This window comes from Qipengyuania sp., assembly GCF_964227205.1.
Classification (GTDB): domain Bacteria; phylum Pseudomonadota; class Alphaproteobacteria; order Sphingomonadales; family Sphingomonadaceae; genus Qipengyuania.
Genome location: NZ_CAXQVB010000005.1, coordinates 1 through 26,173, shown reverse-complemented (window position 1 = coordinate 26,173; position 26,173 = coordinate 1). Strand labels below are relative to the sequence as shown.

The following is a 26,173-nucleotide window of genomic DNA, read 5'->3' as shown; positions in this document are numbered from 1 at the left end:
CAGGATCGCATAAAGGGGCCCGTAACGCGGCTAGGCGGCGCTTTCCTTGGCATGCTGGGCGATGGCCGAGGCCAGCTCTTCGACCAGCTCGTGCGGCAAGTCGTGTCCCCAGCCGGGAATGGTCTTGAGCTTCGCGCCCGGGATACAGGCGGCCGTGTCGCGCCCGCCCTCGCACGGAACCAGCGGATCGTCCTCGCCGTGCAGCACCAGCGTCGGCACCGATATGCGCTTGAGCATGGGGCGGCGGTCGCCATCGGCGACGATCGCCGAGAGGTGCCGCGTCGGACCTTCAGGGTAGAAGCTGCGCCGCACGCTCGCCGTGGTCCGCGCGCGCAGGCGCTCCTCCTCCGCCGGATAGCCGGGCGAACCGATCGTCCGAGCGAGCATCATGCCGTGTTCGACCAACACCTTCTCCTCGGTGCTCTTGGGCCGGGTCACCAGCGCCTTCATCGCCTCGGGCCTCGCCGGCGGCAGCCCGGGATTGCCCGTGGTCGAGAAGATCGAGGTGAGCGAGAGGCATTTGTCGGCATGGCGGGCGGCGAAATGCTGCGCAATCATACCGCCCATGCTCGCCCCGACGATATGCGCCTTGGCGATGCCCAGCGCGTCGAGCAGCCCGGCCCCGTCATCGGCCATGTCTGCCAGCGTATAGGGCACCTTGGGCTTCAGGCCGAGCTTGGACAGCAGCGTCAGCTTGAGCAGCCCGGGGGCCTTGACCCCGTCGAACTTGTGGCTGAGCCCGATGTCGCGATTGTCGTAGCGGATGACACGGAAGCCGTGCCCGGCCAGCGCCTCGACCAGCTCGTCGGGCCACAGCGTCAGCTGGGCGCCGAAGCCCATGATCAGCAGCATCGGCGGATCGTTCGGGTCACCATGTTCTTCGTAATGTATCTCGATCCCGTTCGCCGTCGCCTTGGGCATGGCCCCACCTCCTCCGGTTGTGCGGTCGGGATCCTCGTCGCAATCGGCGCCGCTTGTCCAGCCCAAACGCTCGTCGCGGCGCAGCGGGTCATGGCGAGCATCTACAATCCCCCCGCCCTCCAAGCTGCCATATCCGCTCGCATTCGCCGCGCCGGGATGGGGCCTCTTGCGATCGCCTCTTCACCCGGCTGCGGAAGATCGTCCGGCAGCCGTCATGACGGGCCGGGGGCAGCAAGCGCCACTGCGCACTGCCGAATGCCGGGTCGTCCCGACCGGGTCGCAGCAAGAGCGATGCAACAGGGAGGGTAGGATGACACACGGTTTCAAGAAGGCCTTTGCGGCGGCGGCACTGATCGCGCTCGCGGCATCTCCGGCGCAGGCCAAGTTCTGGGGCGAGAAACTGCAAGGAGCCGACGTCGATCCGCGCGGGGGTGCCCCGATTACCCATTGGTGCTACTATGTCTTCTGGATCAAGACGAGCTGCTATTGCCGCCTTCCCGACGGCACAAAATTCGACTGCGGCGAGGGCAGGAATTCGGTCGGCACGAGAATTCGCGATTCGAAGGCCGAGGACAAGGCGATGAAGGGACCGGATCATACCCGTCCGCATGCGAACCGGACTCCGCGTCCGTGATCCGTCGAGGGTCGCTCGATAGGCCTTCCCGTATGGGGGCCGCAATTCGAGGGTTTCGAGAATGGACCGACGCAGCGAGCCGCGCAGCGGGACTTTGGATGATGTGCGGATAATGATCGACGGGGTGGGCCTGCGCTGCGCCATGCGCAACCTCTCGCCCTCGGGCTGCATGGTCGAATGCCATGACATCGTCGCGCGCGTCGGATCTCCGGTCGAACTCATCCTGCTGCCCGGCTATGTCGCCGAGGGCGAGGTGGCCTGGCAATTGGGCGAGAGCCTGGGCATCTTCTTCGCCGAACCGATCAGCCCGGGCGTGGTGCGGCATTATGCGCTCGACGACTGGATGCTGCGCGGCGACTGGTCGATGGCGACCTGGCGCACCGCAGGAAGCTGAGCCGCCAGCCGCCCGCCCTGTGCGGGAGGAAACCGGCCCGTCTTACGGCACCAGCACAGTATCCTTCGCCACCGGAGCGGTCTCGGGATAATCCATGATGAAATGGAGTCCGCGGCTTTCGTGCCGCTTGAGCGCGCTCTGGACGATCAGGTCGGCGCATTCGAGCAGATTGCGCAGTTCGATGAGGTCGGTGGTGACGCGGAAATGGCCGTAGTAATCCTCGACCTCGTCGCGCAGCAGGCGAATGCGGTGCGCGGCGCGTTCCAGCCGCTTGGTTGTCCGCACGATCCCGACATAGTTCCACATGAAGCGACGGATCTCGGTCCAGTTCTGCTTGATGACGACCTCTTCATCCGAATCGGTGACGCGGCTTTCGTCCCACGGAAGGATTGCCGGCGGATCGTCGAGCTTGTCCCAGCAGGCGAGGATGTCCTGCGCCGCCGCTTCGCCGAAGACGAAGCATTCGAGCAGGCTGTTCGAGGCGAGCCGGTTGGCGCCGTGGAGCCCGCTTTCGGTGCATTCGCCCGCAGCCCACAGGCCGGGCAGGTCGGTCTTCGCATCGAGCCCGATCTTCACCCCGCCACAGGTGTAATGCTGCGCGGGCACCACCGGGATCGGCCCCCTGGTCATGTCGATCCCGAGACCCATCAGCTTTTCGTGGATCGTGGGGAAATGCTGCATCACGAATTCGGGCGGTTGGTGGCTGATGTCGAGATGGACATAGTCCAGTCCGTAGCGCTTGATCTGGTCGTCATTCGCGCGCGCCACGATGTCGCGCGGGGCCAGTTCCATCCGCTCGGGATCGTATTTCTCCATGTAGCGCTCGCCCGTCACCGGGTTGACCAGCCGGCCGCCCTCGCCACGCACCGCCTCGGTAATGAGGAAGTTCTTGACCTCGAGATTGTAGAGGCAGGTCGGGTGGAACTGCATCATCTCCATGTTGGAGACGCGCGCCCCCGCGCGCCAGGCCATGGCGATCCCGTCGCCCGTCGCGCCGCGCGGAGCGGTGCTAAAGAGGTAGACGCGCCCGGCGCCGCCTGCAGCGAGCACGGTCGCGCGCGCGACATGCGCCACCACCTCGCCGCTCTCCTCGTCGAGCGCATAGGCGCCCCAGACGCGGCCGGAGCCCGAAAAATCGAGCTGGTTGCGCCCGGTGATGAGGTCGATGCAGCTTTGTCCCGGCAGCAGGGTGATATTGGGGTTTTCCTCCGCCGCCTTCAAAAGCGCCGCCTGCACCGCCCAGCCGGTCGCGTCGTTCACATGGACGATCCGCCGATGCGAGTGGCCTCCCTCGCGGGTGAGGTGCAGGTCGCCCTCCTGGCGGTTGAACGGCACGCCCAGCTCGCACAGCCGGTCGATCGCCGCAGGCGCGCGCTCGATCACGAATTCGACCGTCTCGCGATCGTTGAGACCCGCACCCGCCACCATCGTGTCGCGGATATGGTTCTCGAAGGTGTCGCCCGCGTCGAGGACCGCGGCGATACCGCCCTGCGCCCAGGCGGTCGAACCGCTCTTGAGGTCGCCCTTGGCCAGCACGAGCACTCGCTTGGTTTCGGCCAGCGCCAGTGCGGCGGTGAGTCCGGCCGCGCCCGAACCGATGACGAGGACGTCGTGAGGGGTGTCTGTCATGGGCGCGTCATGCCGGTGTAAACGTCAGGCGGCAAGAACAGAACGGTCCGGCGCAAGGGGGGTTCTGGCGGCACGGCAACTCGCTAGGGCCGGGCCGACAGGGGATCAGCTACGGGACTAGAGGGTCGCACACAATGAAACTGGGTCACATCGCCTGCGCGCTGGGCAAGCACAAGGTCGATCGCGAAGGCATCAAGCGCGCAGGCGGGCAGAAGTTCAGCCGCTGCCGCACCTGCCGCACGCCGATGGAGGAGGTCGAACCGCACCTGTGGGCGGCGATGCGGGTCAAGGATGCAGGGCTCGGCCGCCGCGCGATTCACTAAGGCTCGCCGCGACCGCGAGGTCACCCCGCGCCGGTCAGCTGGACGAAAACGTCCTCGAGATCGGCCTCGCGCGTGGTGACATCCTCGATCGCATAACCATGGCTCTGGACCCGCGCGAGCACCTGCCCCGCGCTCGTCTTGTCGCGGTCGTAGGTGATCTCGAGCCGCCGCGGCTCGACCACTTCGGCCCGGATGAAGGCCTCTTCCATGATCGGACCGCCGAGGTCCTTGTCGACCGTGACGGCGACGATCTTCTCGCGCGCCATGCCGACCAGCTCGCGGGTCGGCTTGTCGGCGATCAGCTCGCCGTGGTTGATGATCGCGATCCGGTCGCAGAGCTGTTCGGCTTCTTCGAGGTAGTGCGTCGTGAGCACCACCGTGACCCCCTGTTCGTTGAGCTCGGTGACGAGCCCCCACAGCTGGCGCCGCAATTCGACGTCGACCCCGGCGGTGGGCTCGTCGAGCACCAGGATGGGCGGCGAATGGACCATCGCCTTGGCGATCAGCAGGCGGCGTTTCATCCCGCCCGACAGCGTGCGCGCATAGGCATCCTTTTTGTCCCACAGATGCACCGCGCGCAGCAGTTCCTCGCTGCGGCGTTCGGACCTGGGGATGCCGTAGAAGCCGGCCTGGTTCTCGAGCACCTCGAATGGCGTGAAGAAGGGATCGAAGACGATTTCCTGCGGCACGATACCGATCGACCGCTTGGCGTTGCGCGGATTTTCCGCGATGTCGAAGCCCCAGATTTCGGCGCTGCCGCCGGTCTTGTTGACCAGCCCCGCAAGGATGTTGATCAGCGTCGACTTGCCTGCGCCATTGGGCCCGAGCAGGCCGAAGATGCCGCCCTGCGGCACATCGAAACTCACGCCCTTCAATGCCAGCTTGGGCGGTTCGCCGGGGCCCGGCGGGGCGTATTCCTTGACGAGATTGTCGATGCGGATGGCGGGAGGCGTGGTCATGCGCAGTGACCTAGGGGCGCGACCTTGGCGCGACAAGCGGCGAATGCTTGCGCCGGCGCACGGCACATATTATCGGACCACTCCCATGAGCCTGCCTCCTCCCGAAATCTCCAAGGTCACCACGCGGCGCGTGTGGTGCGACGGCGCGACCGACATCCGCAGCGGCGAAAACTACAAGCCGATCGCGCTCGGCCATCCCAAGGTCTATCTCGAGATCGACGAGCACGGCTATGTCGACTGCGGCTATTGCGACCGGCGCTTCGTGCTCGAGGGCGGCCCCGCAGATGGCGTCGACCAGTCGCAGCTGATGGACATTTCCGAAGGCAGCGACCCGGGTCACCCGTAAGAGTTCTCGTTCCCGTCATCGCGAGGCACCGCAGGTGCCGCGGCAACCCAGCGAGCGCCGGACCGGTCTTTCGCGCTATGCTCGCAACGACTTTCAGGATGACGTTGAGAGCCCGAGATCCTATCTCAGTCGCATGACGTCAGCGACAGATCCCCACGCCCTGCTCTACAGCCAGCTCGCCCCCGAGGAGGCCCAGGCGCTCACCCGCCGCCTGCTCGCGCCCTGCGACGACGGCGAGCTGTACCTCCAGTTCATGGCGACCGAGAGTTTCGCTTTCGACGACGGACGGCTGAAGACCGCCGATTACAGCCGCGATTCGGGCTTCGGCCTGCGCGGTGTCTCGGGCGAGACCACCGGCTTTGCGCATGCCAACGAGATCAGCGCGAAGGCGATCGCGCGCGCGGGCGAAACGCTGCAATTGCTCAAGGCGACCAAGTCGCCGCACTCGGCTCCGCCCGAACGGACCAACCGCCACCTCTATACCGATGTCAGCCCGCTCGATCTCGTGCCCTTCGCCGAGAAGGTCGGTCTGCTCGAGAAGATCGACGCGGTTGCGCGGGCGAAGGATCCGCGCGTGGCGCAGGTCAGCGCCAGCCTTGCCGGCAGCTGGAGCGCGATCGACATCATCCGCGCCGACGGTTTTACCGCGCGCGACATCCGCCCGCTGGTGCGGCTGAACGTCAGCATCGTCGCCGAAGCCAATGGTCGACGCGAGACCGGCAGCTTCGGCTTCGGCGGGCGCTATCTCTACGACGACCTGTTCGACGAAGGCCGCTGGATGCACGCGGTCGACGAAGCCGTCCGCCAGGCGCTGGTCAATCTCGAAAGCGTCGCGGCGCCGGCGGGCGAGAAGACCGTCCTGCTCGGCCCCGGCTGGCCCGGCGTGCTGTTGCACGAAGCAGTCGGCCATGGGCTGGAAGGCGATTTCAACCGCAAGGGTACCAGCGCCTTTTCGGGCCGGATCGGCGAACGAGTCGCCGCGCCGGGTGTCACCGTGGTCGACGATGGCAGCATCGCCAACCGCCGCGGTTCGCTCAGCATCGACGACGAAGGCACGCCCACGCGCGAGACCGTGCTGATCGAGGACGGCATCCTCAAGGGCTATATGCAGGACCGGCTCAACGCCCGGCTGATGGGCGTCGAGGCGACCGGCAATGGCCGCCGCCAATCCTATGAGCACGCCCCGATGCCGCGCATGACCAACACCTTCATGCGGAGCGGGAAGGACGATCCCGAGGAATTGCTCAGCCGCGTCGAGGACGGCATCTACGCCACCAGCTTCGGCGGCGGCCAGGTCGATATCGTCAGCGGCAAGTTCGTCTTCGCCTGTACCGAGGCCTACAAGGTCGAGAAGGGCAAGATCATTGCCCCGATCAAGGGCGCGACGCTGATCGGCGACGGGCCGACCGTGCTCACCAAGGTGCGCGGCATCGGCAACGACATGGCTTTGGACGAAGGCGTGGGCATGTGCGGCAAGGGCGGGCAGAGCGTGCCCGCGGGTGTCGGCCAGCCGACACTGCTGGTCGACGGCATCACGGTCGGCGGCACAGCCTGAGCGCTCGATCGGCACCGCTCATCCTAGGTTCAGCGAGTGTGATATAGTATCCACTCATCGATCCGGGAGAATCGTCATGCTCAAACCGTTTGCCTTCGCCGCTGCTACAGTGGGACTGATCGCCATGCCGCTCCGCGCCGAAGAGCCCGGCGAGTTGACGCGCGGCGAAGCCGAACTCGCCAAGCTGCTCGAAGGCCGGGTAGCGGGCGAGCCGAAACGCTGCATCAACACATTCGGTAGCCGGACCCTCCACCAGATCGACGGCACCGCGCTGACCTATCGCGACGGCGACACCGTGTGGGTCAATTATACCCGCAACCCCGAGAGCATCGACGACAGCGATATCATGGTCATCCGGCGCTTCAGCGGATCAACGCTGTGCCGCACCGACCATATCGATCTGGTCGAACGCACCGGCGGCTTCCTCACCGGCGTGCTCTTCCTTGGCGACTTCGTGCCCTATACGAAGGTCGACGACAAAGGCTGACAACGCCCCTCTGTGCGAGTCGGCAGCTCTACCGCGTCGCGCGCCGCGTGACCGCGCGACCGAGGAAGACGCCGAGCACCGCGAAGGCAGGGAGCATGAGCCCCGGATCGGGCAGCGCGAAGCCGAGCGCCGTGCCCGCCGCGCGCGCGAGGGCGGTGAGCCCCAGCATCGTCGCGACACCGACCACCAGCAGGCCGAAGCCATTGGCCAGCGGGCCGTTCGCCGTTTCGCCCAGGAGCGTCTCGTCATTCATCGCGGCGAGCAGGAACAGCGCGACGAGCGGCAACAGCGCGCCATTGAAGGCCTGCGCGGCGAGGATCGCCGGAGTCGGCCTGATGTCGGCGAGGCCGAAGGCAAGGCCGATCAGCAGCACGGCGCCCCAGACCGCGCGGAAGCGCCAGCCGCCCGCCTGCCAGCCTGCGTCCTCCGCCGAGGCGAACAGGCCGCGCGCGGTCAGCGCGGCGGCGAGCGGAGCGGTTACCGCCGAGGAAATCCCGGCCGCCAGCAGGCCGATGCCGAAACCGGTGCGCGCCCAGCCCCCCAACCGCGCGGCGAGCGTGTCGCCCAGTGCCTCGAACGAAAACTCGCTCGCGAGCGCGGTCCCGACGACAAGGATGGCAGCGGTGATCAACACGCCGATCCCGACCGAGATCGCGAGGCCGAAGCGCATCTCGCCCAGCCTCTGGCCGCGCGCCAGCGCTGCGCCGAGGAAGACATTGTAGGGCACCACCGTCGTTCCCACCAGCGCGAGCACGCCCAGCAGCGCGGCGGGATCGTCGGCGAAGCCGGGCGTCGGCACCAGCCCGGCTGCGAGCGGTCCGATGGCGGGAGCAAGCGAGATCGCGACCGCGAGGAAGCCCAGACCCATCAGGCCTACGAACACCGCCATCAGCCGCGCCACGCCCTGCGGCGATCCGGCCAACAAAAGCGCTCCGGCGGCGAGCGCCAAACTCAGCGTCACCGTGCTCTTGGGCAGGTCGATGGCCAGCATCGCCCCAGCCGCGCCGCCGAGGATATTGCCTGCCTCATAGGCCGCGCAGCCGAGCAGGATCGCGCCGCCGACCAGCACCAGCGTGGCCACGCGCGCGAATCCATCCGGGTAGCGGCGGCGCAGGACGCTCGCGAGATCGTCGCCGGTCCCGATCGCCAGCCGCCCGGCGAATTCCTGCAATGTGAAGGTGGCAATGCCGGAGAAGAGAATGGCCCACAGCAGCGCCGGGCCGACGCTGGCGCCCGCGCTGGCCGCGGCGGTAACCGTCCCCGGTCCGATGAAGGCGGCCGCGATTGCGGACCACAGCAGGATCGAGCCGATGCGTTTCATTGTCCGCCCTTGTGGCGCAAGCGCGTGGCCGCTGCAATCGCGCGCGAGCGCCCCCCGATTTCGCACCGCACCTGCGCCGGGCATTCGGCGCAATCGGGTGCGGAGGGCCGGCACCTGCTTCTGCCGAACTGCTTCATCAGCAGGTGGTGCTCGTCATAGGCGGTCCCGCTCAATTCGGACGGCATGGCGGGCATGATCGCCGCGAGGGCGCGGGCGGTATTCGCCCTGGGCGGGCCCAGCCGAGGCACCGGAGGATGCGCCGGTGATGCCTTTCGAGCACCACCGCGCGGCGCTCCACCTCACTCCCATTCGATCGTGCCGGGCGGCTTCGACGTATAGTCGTAAACCACGCGGTTGATGCCCTGCACCTCGTTGATGATGCGCGTGGCGACGCGGCTGAGGAAGCTGGCGTCGAAGGGGTAGATGTCGGCGGTCATGCCGTCGGTGCTGGTCACGGCGCGCAGGCCGCAGACGCTGTCGTAAGTGCGCCCATCGCCCATCACGCCGACCGTCTTGACCGGCAGCAGCACGGCGAAGGCCTGCCAGATCGCATCGTAGAGGCCCGCGTTGCGGATCTCCTCGAGGTAGATCGCATCGGCCTTGCGCAGAATGTCGCAGCGTTCCTTGGTCACTTCGCCGGGGATGCGGATGGCGAGGCCGGGGCCGGGGAAGGGATGGCGGCCGACGAAGATCTCGGGCAGGCCGAGCTCGCGGCCGAGTTCGCGGACCTCGTCCTTGAACAGTTCGCGCAAGGGTTCGACCAGCTTCATGTTCATGCGCTCGGGCAGGCCGCCGACATTATGGTGGCTCTTGATCGTCACGCTCGGCCCGCCGGTGAAGCTGACGCTTTCGATCACGTCGGGATAGAGCGTGCCCTGCGCGAGGAAATCGGCGCCGCCGATCTTTTTCGCCTCGGCCTCGAACAGGTCGATGAAGGCGCCGCCGATGAACTTGCGCTTCTTTTCGGGATCGGTCTGGCCAGCCAGCCCTTCGAGGAACATGTCCTCGGCATTCACATGGACGAGCGGGATATTGTAATGGTCGCGGAACAGCGTGACGACCTGTTCGGCCTCGTTCATGCGCATCAGGCCGTGGTCGACGAAGACGCAGGTCAGCTGGTCGCCGATCGCCTCGTGGATGAGCACCGCGGCGACCGCGGAATCGACCCCGCCCGAGAGGCCGCAGATGACCTTGCCGTCGCCCACTTGGGCGCGGATTTCCTCGATCTTGGTCTTGCGGAATTCGGCCATGGTCCAGTCGCCCGCCAGCCCGCAGACATGGCGCACGAAATTGGCCAGCAGCTTGCCGCCGTCGGGCGTGTGGACCACTTCGGGGTGGAATTGCGTACCGTAATAGCGGCGCTCGTCATCGGCGATCAGCGCAAAGGGCGCGCCGCGGCTGGTAGCGACGATGCGGAAACCGTCGGCGAGCCGCGTGACCTTGTCGCCATGGCTCATCCATACCTGGTGCGTCTCGCCCTCCTTCCAGAGACCATCGAACAACACGCAGTCTTCGGACACTTCGCAATAGGCGCGGCCGAACTCGCCCCCCTCGCCGGTCTCGTGTCCCGGGCGCACTTCACCGCCGAGCTGGTGGGTCATCACCTGCTGTCCATAGCAGATGCCGAGGATGGGCACGCCGCTTTCGAAGATCACGTTGGGCGCGCGGGGGGATCCCTCGTCGGGGACGCTGGCCGGCCCGCCCGAGAGGATCACGCCCTTGGGCTTCAGGCGGTGGAAGGCCTCTTCCGCCTGGGTGAAGGGAGCGATTTCCGAGTACACGCCGGCTTCGCGCACGCGGCGCGCAATGAGCTGGGTGACCTGGCTGCCGAAATCGACGATGAGGATGGAATCGGGGAGGTGTTCGGGCTGCATGGGCCCCGTTAAAGCCAGCGCGCACCCGCTGTCCAGCATTGCCGATTGCCAGCGCGAGATTGGCGCCATAGGCCATGTCCATGAGCGAGGCGCCCGCCCTGTCGGACCAGCAGCGCAGGCGCGCGATCGGCTTCCTTTTCGCAGTCGTTCTGGTGGACATGATCGGCTTCGGCATCGTCATGCCCGTGCTGCCGCAGCTGATCATGCATCTGGACGAGATCGCGGTCGACAAGGCAGCGCTGTGGGCGGGCTGGCTCGGCGCGGGCTATGCGGCGATGCAATTCGTCTTCGCGCCGATTCTGGGGAATCTGTCGGACCGCTATGGCCGGCGTCCGGTGCTGCTCGCCGCGCTGCTCGGCTTCGGCATCGACTATATCGTGATGGGCTTCGCGCCCTCGATCTGGTGGCTGGTGGTGGGGCGGGCGCTCGCCGGGATGACCGGGGCGAGCTATTCCGCCGCCTACGCCTATCTGGCCGACATCACCCCGCCCGAAAGACGCGCGCAGAGTTTCGGCACGATCGGCATGGCCTTCGGCTTCGGCTTCATCCTCGGCCCGGCAATCGGCGGGTTGCTGGGCGAATGGGGCCCACGCATTCCCTTCTATGCGGCGGGCGGGCTGGCGCTGGCGAACTTCGTTTTCGGCTATTTCTTCCTCGCCGAAAGCCTGCCGCGCGAGCGGCGGCGCCCCTTCCGTCTGGCGCGCGCCAATGCCTTTTCCGCGCTGAAGGTCCTGTCGGGCCAGAGCCGAACGGTGCTGTGGTTCGTCGCCGCGCTGGCACTGTGGCAACTGGCGCATCTCGTCTATCCGTCGGTCTGGGCCTATTTCGCGATCGCCGCCTATGGCTGGAGCGAGTGGAAGATCGGGCTGTCGCTGATGATGGTTGGCGTGGCCAGCGCGCTGGTGCAGGGGTTCGGCCTGCGCCTGCTGATTCCGCGGCTGGGAGAACGGGGCGCGGTGATGCTGGGCGTCGCCTCGGTCTGCGCCGCAGCAACAATCTACGCCACCGCAACGTCCGACTGGATCGTTTTCGTCGGCATTCTCGTCGGCGGATTGCAGGGGCTGGTCATGCCATCGATCAATGCGCTCAGTTCGAAAGCGGTCGACGCCTCCAGCCAGGGCGAGCTGCAGGGCGCGACTCAGGCCATTGGCAGTCTCGCCGCAATCATCGGCCCGCCTTTCTACACGATCCTTTTCGCGCGCTTCACCGGTGCCGAGGCAATTGTGCACTTCCCTGCAATTCCCTTGGTCGCCTCGGCACTTATCGCCGTCGTCATGCTTGGGATTTTCGCTCATGCGACGAGAAAACGGCACGAGGCATAGTTGCGCGAAACGCAACACCATTCAACCTTTTCTCACTTTAGTTCACGGCGGTGGAATATTATTACCCGCCTCACAGCCGGACGGTGACCCCCTGACCCTCCCGTCCCGGACGAATTACAGAAGCGCCGGCCCCCCAAGCAGCCGGGTTTCTGGCCTTCCTCGCCACTGCGGTCGGCCCCTGGCCCACCGGCACCGGCGAGGCGATATGGCAGCGAGTAGAGACGCGGCCGCCGACATTCCTCTCCCTCCCCCCAAGAAGTCGGTGCCGCGTCTCGAAACGCGCGCTGCTCGATCAGGCCGGCAAACCGCGCCGCACCGCCTCTTCGCGCAGATCGGTCTTGAGCAGCTTGCCGATATGGCTGCGCGGCATGTCATCGACCGCGTGGAGCTGCGCGAGCCGCTGGGTCTTGCCCAGCCGGGCATTGACTGCGGCGCGGATTTCCTCGCAGTCGCGGCTCCCCTCCCTCAGCGTCACGAAGCCAACGGGCGTCTCCCCCCAGCGCTCGCTGGGCACGCCGATCACCGCGGCCTCGACCACGTCCGCTTCCTTGACGAGCTCGTCCTCGAGATCGACCGGAAAGATGTTGAACCCGCCCGAGATGATCATGTCCTTGGCGCGCCCGACGAGCTCGACGAAGCCTTCGGCATCGACGCGGCCGATATCGCCCATGCGCTGCCACACCTCACCCGTGTCGGGATCGGTCCAATAGCCTTCGCGGGTCTTTTCGGGCTGGTTCTTGTAGCCCATCATCATCGTCTGGCTGCGCCCGATCAGATTGCCGGGGGTTCCGGGCGGTACCGGCCGGTCCTCGTCGTCGAGCACCTTCAGCTCGCTCCCCGGCGCCGGGCGTCCGACCGTGTGCAGCTTGTCGGGAAACTTGTGCGCCTCGAGCAGGCAGACCATCCCGCCCTCGGTCATCGAGTAGATCTCGATCAGCGCGCCGGGCATCCGCGCGAGCACTTCGCGCTTGAGGTCGGCGGGGAAGGGCGCCGATGTGCAATATTTGATCTGCAGCGCGGACAGGGCGAATTCGTCGAAGCGCGGCTCCTGCATCAATCGGCGATATTGCACCGGCACCAGCATGGTCACCGCGGTCTGGTCGGCCTGCGCGAACTCCAGCCAGCGAAGTACGTCGAACTTGCGCATCACGCGCACCGTCCCCCCCGCCAGCAGCGGCGGGAGAAAGGCGACCATGGTGGTGTTCGAATAGAGCGGCGTGGAAGCGAGGGTGCGCACCGGCAGGCCGTTCTCGAGCCAGCTTGCCGCGGTCGCCGCGAATTGCCTCCAGCGCATCTGGTGCGAATGGACGATGCCCTTGGGCACGCCGGTGGTCCCGCTCGAATAGATGATGTTGAAGGGATCGCCCGGTTGCGGGTCGAAGGCGGGCGCCCGCGTGCCTTCCGGAGCCATCCAGCCCTCGAGCTCTTCGTCGAGCACGATCCGCGTCATGCCCGGGAAGCAGTCCTCGCCCAGTTCGGTGAGCTTGGCGCGGTCGATGAAGATGTGGCTGGCGCCCGAATCGCTGGCCATTCCCGCCAGCTGTTCGGGGCTGGCGCTGGTGGTCAGCGGCGCGGCAACGCCGCCTGCGCGCACTGCGGCGAGGAAAACCAGCGCATAGGGGATCGACGAATAGCCGAGGATCGCGACCGACTGCCCGCGCCCCAGCCCGTCTTCGACCAGCCGCGCTGCGATCCGCTCGACCCGGTCGCCCAGCTCGGTCCAGCTAAACTCCCCCTCGTCATCGCGCATCGCGGGGCGATCACCCAGCTCTGCGGCATTCGCGGCGAGGACCTGCGGAAAATTGCCGAACGGTTCGGCCAGCGCGGCGGCGGTCAGTGTCTCTCCCATGCGCGCACCCTATCGCGGCGCGCCCGTCTGTCTAGCCGCCTGCGAGGCTACCGAGCGAAAAGGCGAGGATGACCCCGAGCGCGGTGGCGACCCCTGCCCAGTGCTTGTCTTCCCGGAAAGCCTGCGGGAACACCTCGGTCGCGAGGCTCGCGACAACCGCCCCGGCAGCGAAGCAGCGAATCACTGCCAGCGTTCCTTCACCCACACCCTCGAGCGCGAGATTGCCGACGATGGCTGCGGCGGAGAGAATGATTGCAGTTCCGGCCCACAGCGCCATCACCTTGCCCTTCGACCGGCCGTTTTCGACCATCGCGCGCGCGCCGCCGGCCGCCTCGGGCAGGTTCGAAAGCAGTATCGACCCGGCGAGCGCGGCGACCTCCATGCTGCCCGCCCCGATCAGCGCGACGCCCAATGCGAGGTTTTCGGGAATGCCGTCGAGCGTGATCGCCGCAAGCAGCCCGCCGCCGCCATCCGAGCCCCATTTCTCGTCGATCCAGTAATCGCAGATCGCGAACACCAGCGCGCCGGCCCCCACACCGAGCATGGCGTGGAATACGCTCGATTTCTCGATCGAGGGTTCGATCAGCTCGCTCGTCACCGATAGCAGCAGCGCGCCTCCGGCGAGTGCGACGAGAAACCCCTCGATCGGCTTGGGTAGCCTGCCGTAAATGCCCCAGGCGGCCCCGACGACCAGCGCGCCCGACACCACCAGCACCACGGCGAACAGCATCAGCATTCGATTACATTGACCGCCAGCCCGCCCTGGCTGGTTTCCTTGTACTTGTTGCTCATGTCGAGCCCCGTCTGGCGCATGGTCTCGATCACCTGGTCGAGCGAGACCAGGCTCTCGGCCCCGGTCCGATGCAGCGCGAGCCGCGCGGCGTTGACCGCCTTGACCGCGCCGATGGCATTGCGCTCGATGCACGGCACCTGCACCAGCCCGCCCACCGGGTCGCAGGTCAGCCCGAGATTGTGCTCCATGCCGATCTCGGCGGCGCTCGCGACCTGCACGGGCGAGGCACCCCACAGCGCGGCAAGCCCACCGGCGGCCATCGAACAGGCCACCCCGACTTCGCCCTGACAGCCCATCTCGGCGCCCGAGATGCTGGCGCGCTGCTTGTAGAGCAGGCCGATCGCGCCCGCGGTCAGCAGGAAGGTGCGGCGGCTGTCGCGACAGGGGTTCTCGTCGGCAGTCACGCAATAGAAGCGGATCACCGCCGGGATGATTCCGGCTGCGCCATTGGTCGGCGCGGTCACCACGCGGCCGCCGGCGGCGTTTTCCTCGTTCACCGCCATCGCGAAGCAGTTGAGCCAGTCGAACAATTGCTCGCGCTCGTTCGATTGCGGATTGGCGGAAAGCTTGTCCCACAGGTCGGGTGCGCGGCGGGCGACTTTCAGCCCGCCTGGCAGGATTCCGCGCTGGGTAAGGCCGCGGTCAATGCACTGGTCCATCGCCTGCGCAACGCGATCGATCCCGGCGAGCGTCGTGTCGCGCGGGCGGAAAGCGTCCTCGTTCGCAAGGATGAGCTCGGCAATCGAGAGGCCCGAGTCCGCGCAGGCGGCCAGCAATTCCTCAGCCGAGCCGAAATCATGCGGCACCGGGTTGCCCGTGTTGATGCGATCGCCCTTGGGCTTGCGCCTGAGCTGTGCCTCGGACGCCACGAAGCCGCCCCCGGTCGAATAATAGGTCCGCTGCGACAGGACTTCGCCCGCCGCATCGAAGGCGGTCAGCGTCATGCCGTTCGGATGGAGGTCGGGAATTATGTGACCTGCAAGGTCGATATCGACGGCGGGGTCGAAAGCGATGTCGCGATTGCCGCCGAGCGCCAGCCGCTTGTCGCCGCGTACCGCCGCAAGCGCTGCGGCCGCCTCATCGGGGCAGGTCTTGTCGGGCGCAAAGCCCATCAGGCCGAGAATAGAAGCATCGACGGTGCCGTGCCCCACCCCGGTGAGCGCGAGCGACCCCTGCAATTCGACCGCCACGCGCGTGGTCTTCTCGAGCTTTCCCGACTTGCCGAGCGCCCGCACGAAAGTCCGCGCGATGCGCATCGGGCCGACCGTGTGCGAGGAGGAGGGACCGATCCCGATCCGGAAGATATCGAGCACCGAAAGCATCGCCCCCGAATGGGCTTGCCGCAGGCGCGGGTCAATGTAGTTTCCCCTGAAACCCGTGAGAGGAGGGGGCCTGATGATGTTTCGAAAAGCGCTGGCGCTGCTGGCATTTTGCACGAGTGCGCTTGCTGCGTCCGCGGGTTTCGCACAGGATACGGACGAATATCTGGACCATGTCCTTGTCGTGCTGGTGCACCCCGACGACGAGCTGGTCATGGCCCCCGCGATTGCGCAGGCGGTGCGCGAGGGCGCGGCGCTGACGGTGCTTTATGCCACCAGCGGAGATGCCGGGCCGGGCGTTTCCGGCATGGAGCCCGGACCAGCCCTGGCCACGGTCCGCGAGGACGAGGCGCGTTGTTCTATCGCGGCGCTCGGCGGCGGCGATGTCCGCTTCCTGCGAATGGGCGACGGGCAGCTCGCCACCCATGCCCACCATCCCGGCAGCGCCGCTCGCCAACTGGCGAGCGCCGTCGATGCCTTGCTCGAAGAGCAGGATTTCACGCGCATACTGACCTGGGGCCCCGAGGGCGGCTATGGCCATCCCGACCACCGCATGGTCGATGCCGTGGTCACCGAGCGCGTGCAGGCCCTGGGCCATGATCGCCCGCTCCTGCTCTACCCGGGCATTGCGGAGGGGACGTTGCCCGATATCGCACAGATGCAGCGCTGGGCGGTCACCGCCCCCGACCTGCTGTCGGTTTCCTATGCCTATACCCCCGCCGATCTCGCTCGCGTTCGCGAGGCTGCCGACTGCCATGCGACCCAGTTCAGCGCCGAAGAACGCGCCGCCCTGCCCGACCTATTCGACCACACGATCTGGCGCGGATCGGTCCATTTCCGCCCGGCTTTCACAGCCCCGGCTGCCTCGGGCGAGCCGAACGGCGGCTGACGCCGCGGCCAAGCGGTGGAAAACGGCCGTGAAGGGGGCCTGAAAGCTTGGGATTCGCGCCCTCGGAGCCTATATGATGGCCATGGACGATACCCCTGAGAATACAGGCGCCGAGGCGCCGAAAAAGAACGGTTACGGCGCGGATTCGATCAAGGTCCTCAAGGGCCTCGACGCGGTGCGCAAGCGCCCCGGCATGTATATCGGCGATACCGACGACGGATCGGGCCTCCACCACATGGTGTTCGAGGTGTCCGACAACGCCATCGACGAAGCGCTGGCGGGGCATTGCGACCTCGTCCTGATCGAACTCAACGCCGACGGCTCGGTGAGCGTCGAGGACAATGGGCGCGGCATCCCGGTCGACATGCACAAGGAAGAGGGCGTGTCTGCGGCCGAGGTCATCATGACCCAGTTGCATGCCGGCGGCAAGTTCGAGAACACCAGCGACGACAATGCCTACAAGGTCTCCGGCGGCCTCCACGGCGTCGGCGTCTCGGTGGTAAACGCGCTGTCCGAATGGCTCGAGCTGACCATCTGGCGCGACGGCAGGGAACACTGGATGCGCTTCGAACATGGCGACGCGGTCGAAAGCCTGCGCGTCGTCGGCGATGCCCCCAGGGTCGAGCAAAATCCCGACGAGGACGGCTTCAAGAAGGGCACGCGCGTCACCTTCAAGGCGTCGGAAGAAACCTTCAAGAACGTCACCGAATTCGATTTCGAAAAGCTCGAGCACCGCTATCGCGAACTCGCCTTCCTCAATTCGGGCGTCCGTATCCTGCTGCGCGACAAGCGCCACGAGGAACCGCTCGAGCACGACCTGTTCTACGAGGGCGGGATCGCGGCCTTCGTCAAATATCTCGACCGCAACAAGCAGGCGCTGGTCGCCGACCCGATCGCCGTCTCGGCGGAGAAGGACGGCATCGGTATCGACGTCGCTCTCGAATGGAACGACTCCTATTACGAGAACGTGTTGTGCTTCACCAACAACATCCCGCAGCGTGACGGCGGCACGCATCTCGCCGCCTTCCGCACCGCGCTGACCCGCACGCTCAACAATTATGCGAGCGCCAGCGGGCTGCTGAAGAAGGAAAAGGTCTCGCTCTCGGGCGAGGACATGCGCGAAGGCCTCACCGCGATCGTCTCGGTCAAGCTGCCCGATCCCAAGTTCTCCAGCCAGACCAAGGACAAGCTGGTCAGCTCCGAAGTCCGCCAGCCGCTCGAATCGCTGATGGGCGAGAAGATGGGCGAATGGCTCGAGGAAAACCCGAACGAGGCCAAGGCCATCGTCCAGAAGGTGATCGACGCCGCAGCCGCCCGCGAGGCCGCACGCCGGGCGCGCGAGATGAGCCGCAAGGGCGCGATGAGCATCGCCTCGCTCCCCGGCAAGCTCGCCGACTGCCAGGACCGCAATCCGGAAAATTGCGAACTCTTCCTGGTCGAGGGTGATTCGGCAGGCGGCTCGGCCAAGCAGGGCCGCGATCGCAAGACGCAGGCGATCCTCCCGCTCAAGGGCAAGATCCTCAACGTCGAACGCGCGCGCTTCGACCGGATCATTTCCTCGAAGGAAGTCGGCACGCTGATCCAGGCTATGGGCACCGGCCTGCGCGACGAGTTCAATCTCGAAAAGCTGCGCTATCACAAGATCGTGATCATGACCGACGCCGACGTCGACGGCGCGCATATCCGCACGCTGCTGCTGACCTTCTTCCACCGCCAGATGCCCGAGATCGTCAAGGCCGGGCACCTCTTCATCGCACAACCGCCGCTCTACAAGGTGACCCGCGGCAAGAGCGAAGTCTACCTGAAGGACCAAGCGGCCTACGACCGCTACCTGATCGCGCAGGGTCTCGACGGGCGCGTGATCGAATCGCAAGGGGGGCCGGCGCGCGGCGGCGGCGAACTCGAGGCGATGGTCGAACACGGCCTGCGCATGCGCAACCTGCTCGGCTTCGTGCCGCGCAAGTACAAGACCGACCTGATCGAGGCGCTGGCTCTTGCGGGCGCGCTCGATCCGGAAGGCGACCGTTCGGCGGCGCTCGACCGTGCCGCCGCGCATCTCCAGATGGGCGATCCCGAAGCGCGCTGGAGCGCCGCAACGGGCGAAGACGGCAAGGTCCGCCTCAGCCGGGTTTGGCGCGGGGTGACGGACGTCCACGAAATCGACCCGGCCTTTCTCGAGAGCGCCGAGGCACGCAAGCTCCACCGCATCGCGCAGGACTTCGCCGACGTCTACGCCTCGCCCATGCGCTTGGTGCGCAGCGGCACCGAGGTCGAGCACGACGAGCTCGAGGACAGCGATGGCGAGGACCCCGCGATCCTCTCGGACGATGCGATCACCCTGCCGACCCAGCTGCTTGACGCGGTGATGACCGCGGGGCGCAAGGGCCAGAAGATCCAGCGCTACAAGGGTCTCGGCGAAATGAACGCCGAGCAGCTGTGGGAGACCACGCTCGATCCCGACAACCGCGCGCTGCTGCAGGTCAAGGTCGAAGATGCCGACGTGACTGACGAGATCTTCACCCGACTGATGGGCGACGTGGTCGAACCGCGCCGCGAATTCATCCAGGACAACGCGCTCAACGTGGCCAATCTGGACGTCTGACCGGATGAGCGGGGGGGCGCCAGGCAGGTCGGTCGAGCAAGGCGGGTTCCTGCTTTTCCTCGCGCTCGTCTCGCTCGCGCTCCTGGCGGTGGTGCTGCCCTTCGCCAAGCCGCTGCTGTGGGCGGCGTTGGGCGCGATCATGTTCCAACCGCTGTTCGGCTGGTTCCTTGCCAAGCGACCCGAGAAGCCGAGCCAGGCGGCGCTGGCGAGCCTAGTCGTGATCCTCTTCGCCGTAGTCCTGCCGGCATTGTGGATCGGCAGCGCGGTAGTCGACGAGGCCGCCGGCCTGTTCCTCGCCTTCCGCGATGGTGACGTCGATGTCGCCGCCTATTTTCAACAGGTCTTCGCGGCGCTTCCGGGCAATATCCAGGCCTCGCTGGAACGCGCCGGTTTCGGCGATTTCGGGGCGGTGCAAGAACGCGCGAGCGCCTTTATCCAGGCGAGCCTCGGCCTGATCGCGACGCAGGCGATCGCCATCGGTGGAAGCGTGTTCGGCTTCGTGCTCGGCTTGGGCATTGCGCTTTATGCGGGCTTCTTCCTCCTCCGCGACGGGCGCGCGATCGGCGAGACAATCCTTTCGGCCCTGCCGATGGAGCGCGACATAGCCGAGCGGCTGGCGGAGCGCTTCCTCACCATCGTCCGCGCGACGATCAAGGGCTCGGTGGTGGTCGGCCTCGTCCAGGGGGCGTTGGGCGCGATCACCTTCTGGATCGTCGGCATCCCCTCGGTACTCCTCCTCGGAGTGATCATGGCGATCGCCTCGTTGCTGCCCGCGCTTGGCCCGGCAATCGTCTGGGTGCCCGCGGCGATCTACCTGCTCGCAACCGGGGCGCTGTGGCAGGGCGTGGTCGTCGTCGTCTCGGGCGTCGCGGTGATCGGGATGACCGACAATGTCCTGCGCCCGATACTCGTCGGCCGCGACACGGGTATTCCCGACTGGCTGATCCTCGTCACCACGCTCGGCGGGATCGCGCTGATGGGACTGTCGGGCATCGTAGTCGGCCCGCTCGTCTGCGGGCTGTTCCTTGCCGCCTGGGGCATTTTCGCCGAACAACGCGCCGCCGCCTAGGCAGCTGGCAGCACGCGGTCAGGCGACGCGGATATCCTGCCGCACCGGGCGAACGCACCGGGCTCTGCAAGCACCTATGGAAATTATGCCCAGTCGGTGAGAGGGCCGAAAGTGGTCCGTATCCATGAATCGTCCCACGACGCACCAAGTCGCATCGGGCGCATTGCCACCGGACCGAGCGAGCATTTCTGAGCACCCCGTGGCATTCAGAGTATGGATGCTCTAGCAAGCCTACCAAGAACAGGACGAACGGAGCGCGGAGGAAGGCATTCGAGTGCAGTCCAGCGGGGGAACCAGATCGGCCACGCCGTCCTTTCGGGCTTTCCTGAGCTATTGCCATGCCGACAAGGCGGCAGCGCAGCGGCTGCATCGCCAGCTCGAAAGCTATCGCCTTCCGGGGCATCTGCGGCGGGACGGGGTGGCAGGAAGGCCGGATGGAAGGATCGGCAAGGTTTTTCGCGACCGCGAGGATCTTCCCGCCGCAACCGATCTTTCGGCTGTCGTCCGACGGGCACTGGCTGCCTCGCAGGCCCTGATCGTGCTGTGTTCGCCCGATGCCAAGACCTCACGCTGGGTGGCGCGCGAAATCGAGCTGTTCCGCGAACTGCACCCCGACCGGCCGATTCTGGCAGCGCTGTTGCGAGGCGAGCCGGATGCGTCCTTGCCCGACTCCCTGCGCGATGGGGGCGAGCCGCTGGCGGCCGACCTGCGCAAGAATGGCGATGGCTACCGGCTCGGCTTTCTCAAGATTGTGGCCGGCCTGATGGACGTACCGCTCGACGCTTTGGTGCAGCGAGACAGCCAAAGACAGGTAAAACGCGTGACGGCCGTCACGTGCCTGGTCGCGGCGGTTGCCATAGCCATGGGGGTGATGACGGTGATCGCACTCGAAGCGCGCAGCGAAGCGCAGCGGCAACAGGCGGAAGCCGAGGGGCTGATCGAATATATGCTCACCGATCTCCGCGAGGATCTCGATGGGGCAGCGGGCGTAGCGGTGATGGCCCGTGTGAACCAACGCGCCCTCGCCTATTACGAAAGCCAGCGAAGCCTCGATTCGCTGTCGCCCGAAAGCCTCGAGCGCCGTGCACGCGTGGTTGGTCGGCTGGGCGAAGATGCCATGTTCCGCAACGAATTCGGCCTGGCGCGGCGCAATCTGGAGGAACGGGCGCGCACTACGCGCGGCCTGCTCGCCGAAGATCCCACCGATCCGGGGCGTCAGTTCAATCATGCCTTGAGCCTCAATCGCCTGGCGGTTCTCTCGCAGACCGAAGGGAATGGCGAGCAAGCGGAGAGCGATCTTCGGAAAAGCTGGGCACTGCTGTCGAGCCTGCAGGCGTGGAAGAGCCGAAACACCGAATGGCAGCGCACCACGGCGCTGGTTGCCGGAAACCTCTGCGCGATCGATGTCTTGAACAAGGCTGTCGACGACGAGACGCTTAACAAGTGTCGGATCGCAGTCGATCTGGGGCAGGCGCTTTCCGATCGGGACGATGTCCCGTCCCGTACGCCGTACGACCTCACTTTCAACCTGATGTGGTACAGCGTCGCGCTGGCGCAAGCGGGACGGCAGAGCGATGCGCAAGCCGCGCGGCGCGAAACCCTGCAGTTGACCGACCGACTTGCGGCGCGGAATCCGCACAATCGCAAGATCACGGCGCAGCGGATGGAAATCTATGGCTATCTCGCCTCGTTCGAAGCGCCCCAAACCCGCCATGCGATGCTGAAGACGGCGCTGGGAATAGCGCAGGAATTGACGCGGCTTGATCCCGACCATGCGGACTGGCGGTCAAGCCTCGAGAACTATCGTACCAAGCTGGAGGAATGAGAGATGAGCGAAGCTGGAAACCATCATGACGACATCTTTTTGTTCGAGATTGCGCAACCCGAAGTCGGCTTTGCCAGTTTCGGCAAAATCCAAAAGCGCAACTCCCCCGCAACCCGGAAGGATGCGCTTGCGGAAATCATGGCCGGGGTTGACCCGAACGATTGGCAGGACGTTAGTAAGAAACACACGCCGGGAGGCCTCGACATGTGCTTCGCGCCTTCGACCAAGGCATTGATATTCGTTCAAACCCCGGGCCTGTTCGACGGCGTTGGAACTTGCTTTGGCGATGACGGGGTTGTGGATCTCGACATCAGGGGCAAGGGCACTCAGAGATTTGTCCATGCGTGTAAAACATACCCTGAAGGCAGCGAAATGCGACCACTCTGTGCTTTTGAAATCGATATCCATGCTGCGATTTCGGACATCGGGAATGCCGCCAATAACCACGCAATTACCCGGCTGCCGATCAAGTTCGACTTCGTCGACCATCCCGATCGGATTTCGCCAGTGTTCAAGAGCCCTCATGGCAAACAAGATCACGCCCCGTCCCATATCGGCCACGGCGGCATTCATCCACCTTCGGGCTCCAGCCTGATCGTGGTGTCCTGACAGCCGGGTTGCTGCGACTTGCTCGCCCTTAAGTCACAGATCCTGCGCTTCGCCCGCTCCGGTTCGCCCGAGCGGGCGTGGTCGCTGATGGCGCAGCACGGCCTGCTCGATTCGGACAGCGATGCAGAAGCGCTCACATTGCAGGCGCGGCTGGTGAAGGATCGCGCCAAGCGTGCGGACACCGGGGCACAACGGGCGCAATTGTTCGATCAGTCCGCGCAGCTCTATGCCAAGGCCGCGCGCCTCACCGGTTCCAGCTATCCGCTGATCAACGCCGCATCGCTTTCGCTATTCGCGGGCAAGCCGGCACAGGCGGAACGCTTCGCCTGCCAGGTGCTCGAACTGATCGAAACCGATCCCCGGGAAGGGGAAACGCCCTACTGGCGTGCGGCAACGCGCGGCGAAGCCCTGCTGCTGCTCGATCGGAAGGGAGAAGCTCGCGCGGCGCTGCGCGATGCTATCGCAAGGCAGCCGCACGCATGGGAAGATCATGCCGCTACACTCGCGCAATTCGAGCTGATCCTGTCCGAAAAGGGCTGGGATGCAGGATGGCTCGATGCACTTCGACCGCCCCCAAGCGTTCATTTCAGCGGCATAGCCCGGCTCACGCCGGATACGGGCGAGGTCGTGTCAGCAATCGAGCACTTCATCGCCCGCGAACGACCGGGCTTTGCCTACGGCGCCCTCGCCGCCGGGGCGGACCTGCTGTTCGCCGAGGCCTTCATCGCCTGGCGCGATGCCGAATGCCCCGCGGCCGAGCTGCATGTCGTTCTGCCGCTCCCCGTCGATCAGTTCCGCCAGCTTTCCGTCGCGGCTTTCGGCGACCGCTGGCCGGGGCGGTTCGATGCGGCACTGGAGCAGGCGACCAGTATCACGGTTTACGGGCTGGACGAGCCCGAGCTGTCGCTGGCGGTGGAATATGCCGATCTGGTCGCAATGGGGCGAACCGTGCGCAACGCGCAAGTACTTGAGAGTCGCGCCTGTGCGATCACGGTGGTGGGCAAAGGTGAACGCTTGCGCCCGCAACTGGTGTCGTGGCGCGATGAAGGTCGCCCGCTCACCGTCATCGAAGGAACCCGTTCAGGCCAGGCCGGGCGCGGGTCGCCGCCTGCCCGGACCGGCCAGCGGCTGCAGGCACTGGTCTGGGCACATGCGGCCGACAGGGTAGCCGGATCGATTTTCGCGCAGGGCGATGCCCGACAGCCCAGCCATAGGGACACGCGGTGGTCCCTCCACGACGACCTTGTGGAGGCAGGAAAGCTGGCGACCACTCTGGCCGGGAGAAACAAGGGCGCCCAGGTTGCGATCCTCCTGGCGCCGTGCAGTCCGCAAGACCCTCCGCTCTCATTGTTGCAACGCGCAGCGGGTCTCGCCGCCGTTGCGAGCCCCGGGACGGTCGTTGCCGATGAAGCCACGGCCATGGCGTTGATCCGGGCCGGGTGGAGCGGGACGATCGAAGAGCTCGGCGATCTCCCGCTGCCATCGGGCCGCGAGCCGATCTGGAGTATGACCTAGACGATCAGCTCTTCGAGCATGCGACGCGACACGATGGTCAGTCTCTCCGCGTCACGCTGCACGATGCCACGACGTTCGAGGCCGTTTATGGCCCGGGACGCCGTCTCGCGGGTGGTTTGCGCCATCAATCCCAATGCTGCGACTACCGGTGGCGGCGAAATGAAATCGCCGCCTCCCGCCGCGTTGAGCAGTTCGGCGCAGACCCGGCCGGTGGCCGACAAGGTAATGCGGGCGGCCATGCGATCGAGCGCAGCGTGGTATTGCCGCGCAAGGATCATCGCCAGCCCGCTTCCGATCCGCGCCTCCTCCTGCACCAGCACGCCCAGCTTGCTGGAGGGGATTTCGAGCACGGCAATGCGATCCCGGGCAACCACGTCCGACACGAATACCCGTTCGTGCGGCAGCGCGCCGAACAGTTCGCCAGGACCGTGCGCCATCAGCAGCTGAACTTGACCGTCGCTGCCGATGACTTTCAATTGCGCCTGCCCCTCGAGGACGATCCATACTTTGGCGCCGATATCGCCCTGGTGAACCAGGATTTGGTTATGGCGATAGACGACGAATGCCATTGCGTCGCCGAGCCGTTCTGCTTCGGCCGGACCGCAAGCGAAGAATGACGATAGCGCAGCCAGTCGCTCGTCCCGGTCCATGTCAACCCGTCCCCCGGGCGTCCGCCCAGCGCGCTGATGGTGCGGGTTGGCAGGGATGAATGGTGACCGTTATCGCTGTCACACGCAGCCGTGCGCCCAGCAGGGCAATGATGCCCGCGACACTGGGCGACGGCCAGCACAGATTTCGATCCATGCCGTCACATAATCCGGAGAAATCGAAATGCGCAAACGCAATGTGACCGCCGCACTCCTCCGCGGGGACCTCGTCAGCGCAAACCCGAAGGGCAACCTGTTCGTCGATCGCCAGGTCAAGCTCGAGTATCATGAGAACGGCACGCTCAAGAGCCTCAAAGGATCGTCGGCCAGCCAGGGAGGGAAAGTTGCCGCCGCCGTCATCAAGCGTGCCACTTTTGCCGCGGCCACCGCGATCTGTGTTCCGCTTCCCGTCCCGGCTGGCGTGGTACGGCCAAGGTTGGCCAAGGACCCGTCGGCTGCGCCGCTGGGTATTCGCCCGGGCCCTGCGGGATGAATTCTACAGGATCGGTCTCGGGCAGGTCACGGCTTTTGCAGCGACCGGCGCGGTCATGGAGGCCCCAGGTGCGCCATCCGGTTCCACGACATCATACGGAAATTTCGAATTTCCGATAAGGGGGCTCGCTTATCGCGTTCCGCGCCGCATGAAAGTCACTCTGAGCCCCAAGGCCGAGTTCGCTGCGCCTCCCGGCCTCGACCACCTTGAGCGAGCGCTGGCCCGCGCCGCCCATGCGGCCATTACTGCCAAGGCGACGATAGACGTGCCGCAGCTTGGCGCGCTCAAAATCATTCGCTTCGATGGCAGTGGCCTGTTCGGTTCGCGTGCAGTGGCAGCCACCTTCAGCCAGTCGGGCGAACTCACGTCGGTAGGATACGCCACCAACGGCGGCGCCGATGCCCTTGCAGGGGCTGGTGATGCATTGGTAGCCGCCGGAACGGAGCTGCGCGATGCGAGGCTCAATGCGCTCAAACGCGAGGTCGAATTTCGCACCAAGGTAAACGAACTCGAAGACCTGATCGAAGACGCCGCCGAGTGAGCCGAATAGCCCGGTGACGCGCGATCCCTTTCAGCCGCTGGACCAAGAGGTCGCTCGCACTTTTCCGCCCCCTCCGTTGGCACCGATGAAGGGCATCGGGGCAAGCTGTGATCACTTCATGGGCGCTCGGGGGCCAGTTGTCCTGAGGGATTGCTGGTGGAGGGGGCGCGCGGTTGGTTGGGCGACGATCGTAGCGGGTGCGATGGGGCGCCGAACGCGAGAAGCCGCCCTTTGGGGGCGGCTTCTTGCTGTGTGGT

The 26,173-nt window shown here is 66.0% G+C and carries 25 protein-coding genes; 15 read left to right on the top strand and 10 right to left on the bottom strand.

The features are described 5' to 3' along the window. Positions 1-30: 30 nt before the first annotated feature. The gene (locus ACEQZ0_RS11810; RefSeq protein ID WP_370191003.1) at positions 31-921 is read right to left on the bottom strand and encodes an alpha/beta fold hydrolase; all 891 of its coding nucleotides are present in this window, start codon (positions 919-921) and stop codon (positions 31-33) included. Positions 922-1,231: 310 nt separating this feature from the next. Here ACEQZ0_RS11810 and ACEQZ0_RS11805 point away from each other — a divergent pair, with 310 nt between their 5' ends. Continuing rightward, complete coding sequence (locus ACEQZ0_RS11805; RefSeq protein WP_370191002.1) at positions 1,232-1,555, top strand: hypothetical protein; 324 nt, start codon at positions 1,232-1,234, stop codon at positions 1,553-1,555. A gap of 61 nt (positions 1,556-1,616) precedes the next feature. Next, positions 1,617-1,949 (top strand): PilZ domain-containing protein, encoded by a 333-nt coding sequence (locus ACEQZ0_RS11800; protein WP_370191001.1) that lies wholly within the window; start codon positions 1,617-1,619, stop codon positions 1,947-1,949. A 42-nt stretch (positions 1,950-1,991) separates the two neighbouring features. Here ACEQZ0_RS11800 and nadB read toward each other — a convergent pair whose 3' ends face one another. Next, entirely contained in the window at positions 1,992-3,578 is a 1,587-nt protein-coding gene (nadB, locus tag ACEQZ0_RS11795; protein WP_370191000.1) for an L-aspartate oxidase, read from the bottom strand. Between the two features lie 134 nt (positions 3,579-3,712). Here nadB and ACEQZ0_RS11790 point away from each other — a divergent pair, with 134 nt between their 5' ends. Further along, the gene (locus tag ACEQZ0_RS11790) at positions 3,713-3,901 is read left to right on the top strand and encodes a hypothetical protein (protein WP_370190999.1); all 189 of its coding nucleotides are present in this window, start codon (positions 3,713-3,715) and stop codon (positions 3,899-3,901) included. A gap of 20 nt (positions 3,902-3,921) precedes the next feature. Here the strand turns inward: ACEQZ0_RS11790 and ACEQZ0_RS11785 are convergent, their stop codons facing one another. Next, a complete protein-coding gene (locus ACEQZ0_RS11785) occupies positions 3,922-4,860 on the bottom strand; it encodes an ABC transporter ATP-binding protein (protein WP_370190998.1) in 939 nt (312 codons plus the stop codon). 85 nt (positions 4,861-4,945) lie between these two features. On the opposite strand from ACEQZ0_RS11785, the gene ACEQZ0_RS11780 reads away from it, so the two are divergent. From ACEQZ0_RS11780 to ACEQZ0_RS11770, 3 genes are all read left to right on the top strand, one after another. Further along, positions 4,946-5,206 carry a zinc-finger domain-containing protein gene (locus tag ACEQZ0_RS11780; RefSeq protein ID WP_370190997.1) on the top strand — a complete coding sequence of 87 codons (261 nt, stop codon included), beginning with the start codon at positions 4,946-4,948 and terminating at the stop codon, positions 5,204-5,206. 133 nt (positions 5,207-5,339) lie between these two features. Further along, positions 5,340-6,761, top strand: coding sequence for a metalloprotease TldD (gene tldD / locus ACEQZ0_RS11775; RefSeq protein WP_370190996.1), 1,422 nt, complete (start codon positions 5,340-5,342; stop codon positions 6,759-6,761). A 76-nt stretch (positions 6,762-6,837) separates the two neighbouring features. Next, entirely contained in the window at positions 6,838-7,248 is a 411-nt protein-coding gene (locus ACEQZ0_RS11770) for a hypothetical protein (RefSeq protein ID WP_370190995.1), read from the top strand. 28 nt (positions 7,249-7,276) lie between these two features. On the opposite strand, the gene ACEQZ0_RS11765 is transcribed toward ACEQZ0_RS11770, so the two are convergent. From ACEQZ0_RS11765 to guaA, 3 genes are read right to left on the bottom strand one after another with little or no spacing between them, the layout of a single operon-like run. Beyond that, positions 7,277-8,569 (bottom strand): NRAMP family divalent metal transporter, encoded by a 1,293-nt coding sequence (locus ACEQZ0_RS11765; protein ID WP_370190994.1) that lies wholly within the window; start codon positions 8,567-8,569, stop codon positions 7,277-7,279. Next, the gene (locus tag ACEQZ0_RS11760) at positions 8,566-8,817 is read right to left on the bottom strand and encodes a hypothetical protein (RefSeq protein ID WP_372529834.1); all 252 of its coding nucleotides are present in this window, start codon (positions 8,815-8,817) and stop codon (positions 8,566-8,568) included. Before ACEQZ0_RS11760 ends, ACEQZ0_RS11765 begins: the two co-directional genes overlap by 4 nt. Positions 8,818-8,868: 51 nt before the next feature. Beyond that, the gene (gene guaA / locus ACEQZ0_RS11755) at positions 8,869-10,443 is read right to left on the bottom strand and encodes a glutamine-hydrolyzing GMP synthase (RefSeq protein WP_370190993.1); all 1,575 of its coding nucleotides are present in this window, start codon (positions 10,441-10,443) and stop codon (positions 8,869-8,871) included. 80 nt (positions 10,444-10,523) lie between these two features. On the opposite strand from guaA, the gene ACEQZ0_RS11750 reads away from it, so the two are divergent. Beyond that, positions 10,524-11,765 (top strand): TCR/Tet family MFS transporter, encoded by a 1,242-nt coding sequence (locus tag ACEQZ0_RS11750; protein ID WP_370190992.1) that lies wholly within the window; start codon positions 10,524-10,526, stop codon positions 11,763-11,765. A gap of 292 nt (positions 11,766-12,057) precedes the next feature. Here the strand turns inward: ACEQZ0_RS11750 and ACEQZ0_RS11745 are convergent, their stop codons facing one another. From ACEQZ0_RS11745 to ACEQZ0_RS11735, 3 genes are read right to left on the bottom strand one after another with little or no spacing between them, the layout of a single operon-like run. Continuing rightward, positions 12,058-13,614, bottom strand: coding sequence for a class I adenylate-forming enzyme family protein (locus tag ACEQZ0_RS11745; protein ID WP_370190991.1), 1,557 nt, complete (start codon positions 13,612-13,614; stop codon positions 12,058-12,060). 31 nt (positions 13,615-13,645) lie between these two features. Further along, complete coding sequence (locus ACEQZ0_RS11740; RefSeq protein WP_370190990.1) at positions 13,646-14,350, bottom strand: ZIP family metal transporter; 705 nt, start codon at positions 14,348-14,350, stop codon at positions 13,646-13,648. Then, entirely contained in the window at positions 14,344-15,729 is a 1,386-nt protein-coding gene (locus ACEQZ0_RS11735) for an L-serine ammonia-lyase (RefSeq protein ID WP_370190989.1), read from the bottom strand. The genes ACEQZ0_RS11740 and ACEQZ0_RS11735 overlap by 7 nt, the downstream gene beginning before the upstream one ends. A 73-nt stretch (positions 15,730-15,802) precedes the next feature. Between ACEQZ0_RS11735 and ACEQZ0_RS11730 the strand changes: the two genes are divergently transcribed. The 6 genes from ACEQZ0_RS11730 to ACEQZ0_RS11705 all read left to right on the top strand — a co-directional run bounded on the left by ACEQZ0_RS11730 (position 15,803) and on the right by ACEQZ0_RS11705 (position 24,235). Next, the gene (locus ACEQZ0_RS11730) at positions 15,803-16,615 is read left to right on the top strand and encodes a PIG-L family deacetylase (protein WP_370190988.1); all 813 of its coding nucleotides are present in this window, start codon (positions 15,803-15,805) and stop codon (positions 16,613-16,615) included. Positions 16,616-16,697: 82 nt separating this feature from the next. Then, on the top strand, positions 16,698-19,217 hold the full coding sequence (gyrB, locus tag ACEQZ0_RS11725; RefSeq protein WP_370190987.1) for a DNA topoisomerase (ATP-hydrolyzing) subunit B: 2,520 nt from the start codon (positions 16,698-16,700) through the stop codon (positions 19,215-19,217). Positions 19,218-19,221: 4 nt separating this feature from the next. Then, complete coding sequence (locus tag ACEQZ0_RS11720; protein ID WP_370190986.1) at positions 19,222-20,286, top strand: AI-2E family transporter; 1,065 nt, start codon at positions 19,222-19,224, stop codon at positions 20,284-20,286. A 274-nt stretch (positions 20,287-20,560) separates the two neighbouring features. Continuing rightward, on the top strand, positions 20,561-22,111 hold the full coding sequence (locus ACEQZ0_RS11715) for a toll/interleukin-1 receptor domain-containing protein (RefSeq protein WP_370190985.1): 1,551 nt from the start codon (positions 20,561-20,563) through the stop codon (positions 22,109-22,111). A 3-nt stretch (positions 22,112-22,114) separates the two neighbouring features. Continuing rightward, positions 22,115-22,720 carry a hypothetical protein gene (locus ACEQZ0_RS11710; protein ID WP_370190984.1) on the top strand — a complete coding sequence of 202 codons (606 nt, stop codon included), beginning with the start codon at positions 22,115-22,117 and terminating at the stop codon, positions 22,718-22,720. An 18-nt stretch (positions 22,721-22,738) separates the two neighbouring features. After that, on the top strand, positions 22,739-24,235 hold the full coding sequence (locus tag ACEQZ0_RS11705; protein WP_370190983.1) for a tetratricopeptide repeat-containing protein: 1,497 nt from the start codon (positions 22,739-22,741) through the stop codon (positions 24,233-24,235). On the opposite strand, the gene ACEQZ0_RS11700 is transcribed toward ACEQZ0_RS11705, so the two are convergent. Then, the gene (locus ACEQZ0_RS11700) at positions 24,232-24,885 is read right to left on the bottom strand and encodes a Crp/Fnr family transcriptional regulator (protein WP_370190982.1); all 654 of its coding nucleotides are present in this window, start codon (positions 24,883-24,885) and stop codon (positions 24,232-24,234) included. The genes ACEQZ0_RS11705 and ACEQZ0_RS11700 overlap by 4 nt on opposite strands. Positions 24,886-25,066: 181 nt before the next feature. On the opposite strand from ACEQZ0_RS11700, the gene ACEQZ0_RS11695 reads away from it, so the two are divergent. Further along, a complete protein-coding gene (locus tag ACEQZ0_RS11695; protein ID WP_370190981.1) occupies positions 25,067-25,375 on the top strand; it encodes a hypothetical protein in 309 nt (102 codons plus the stop codon). Positions 25,376-25,523: 148 nt separating this feature from the next. Beyond that, the gene (locus tag ACEQZ0_RS11690; RefSeq protein ID WP_370190980.1) at positions 25,524-25,916 is read left to right on the top strand and encodes a hypothetical protein; all 393 of its coding nucleotides are present in this window, start codon (positions 25,524-25,526) and stop codon (positions 25,914-25,916) included. Positions 25,917-26,173 lie beyond the last annotated feature (257 nt).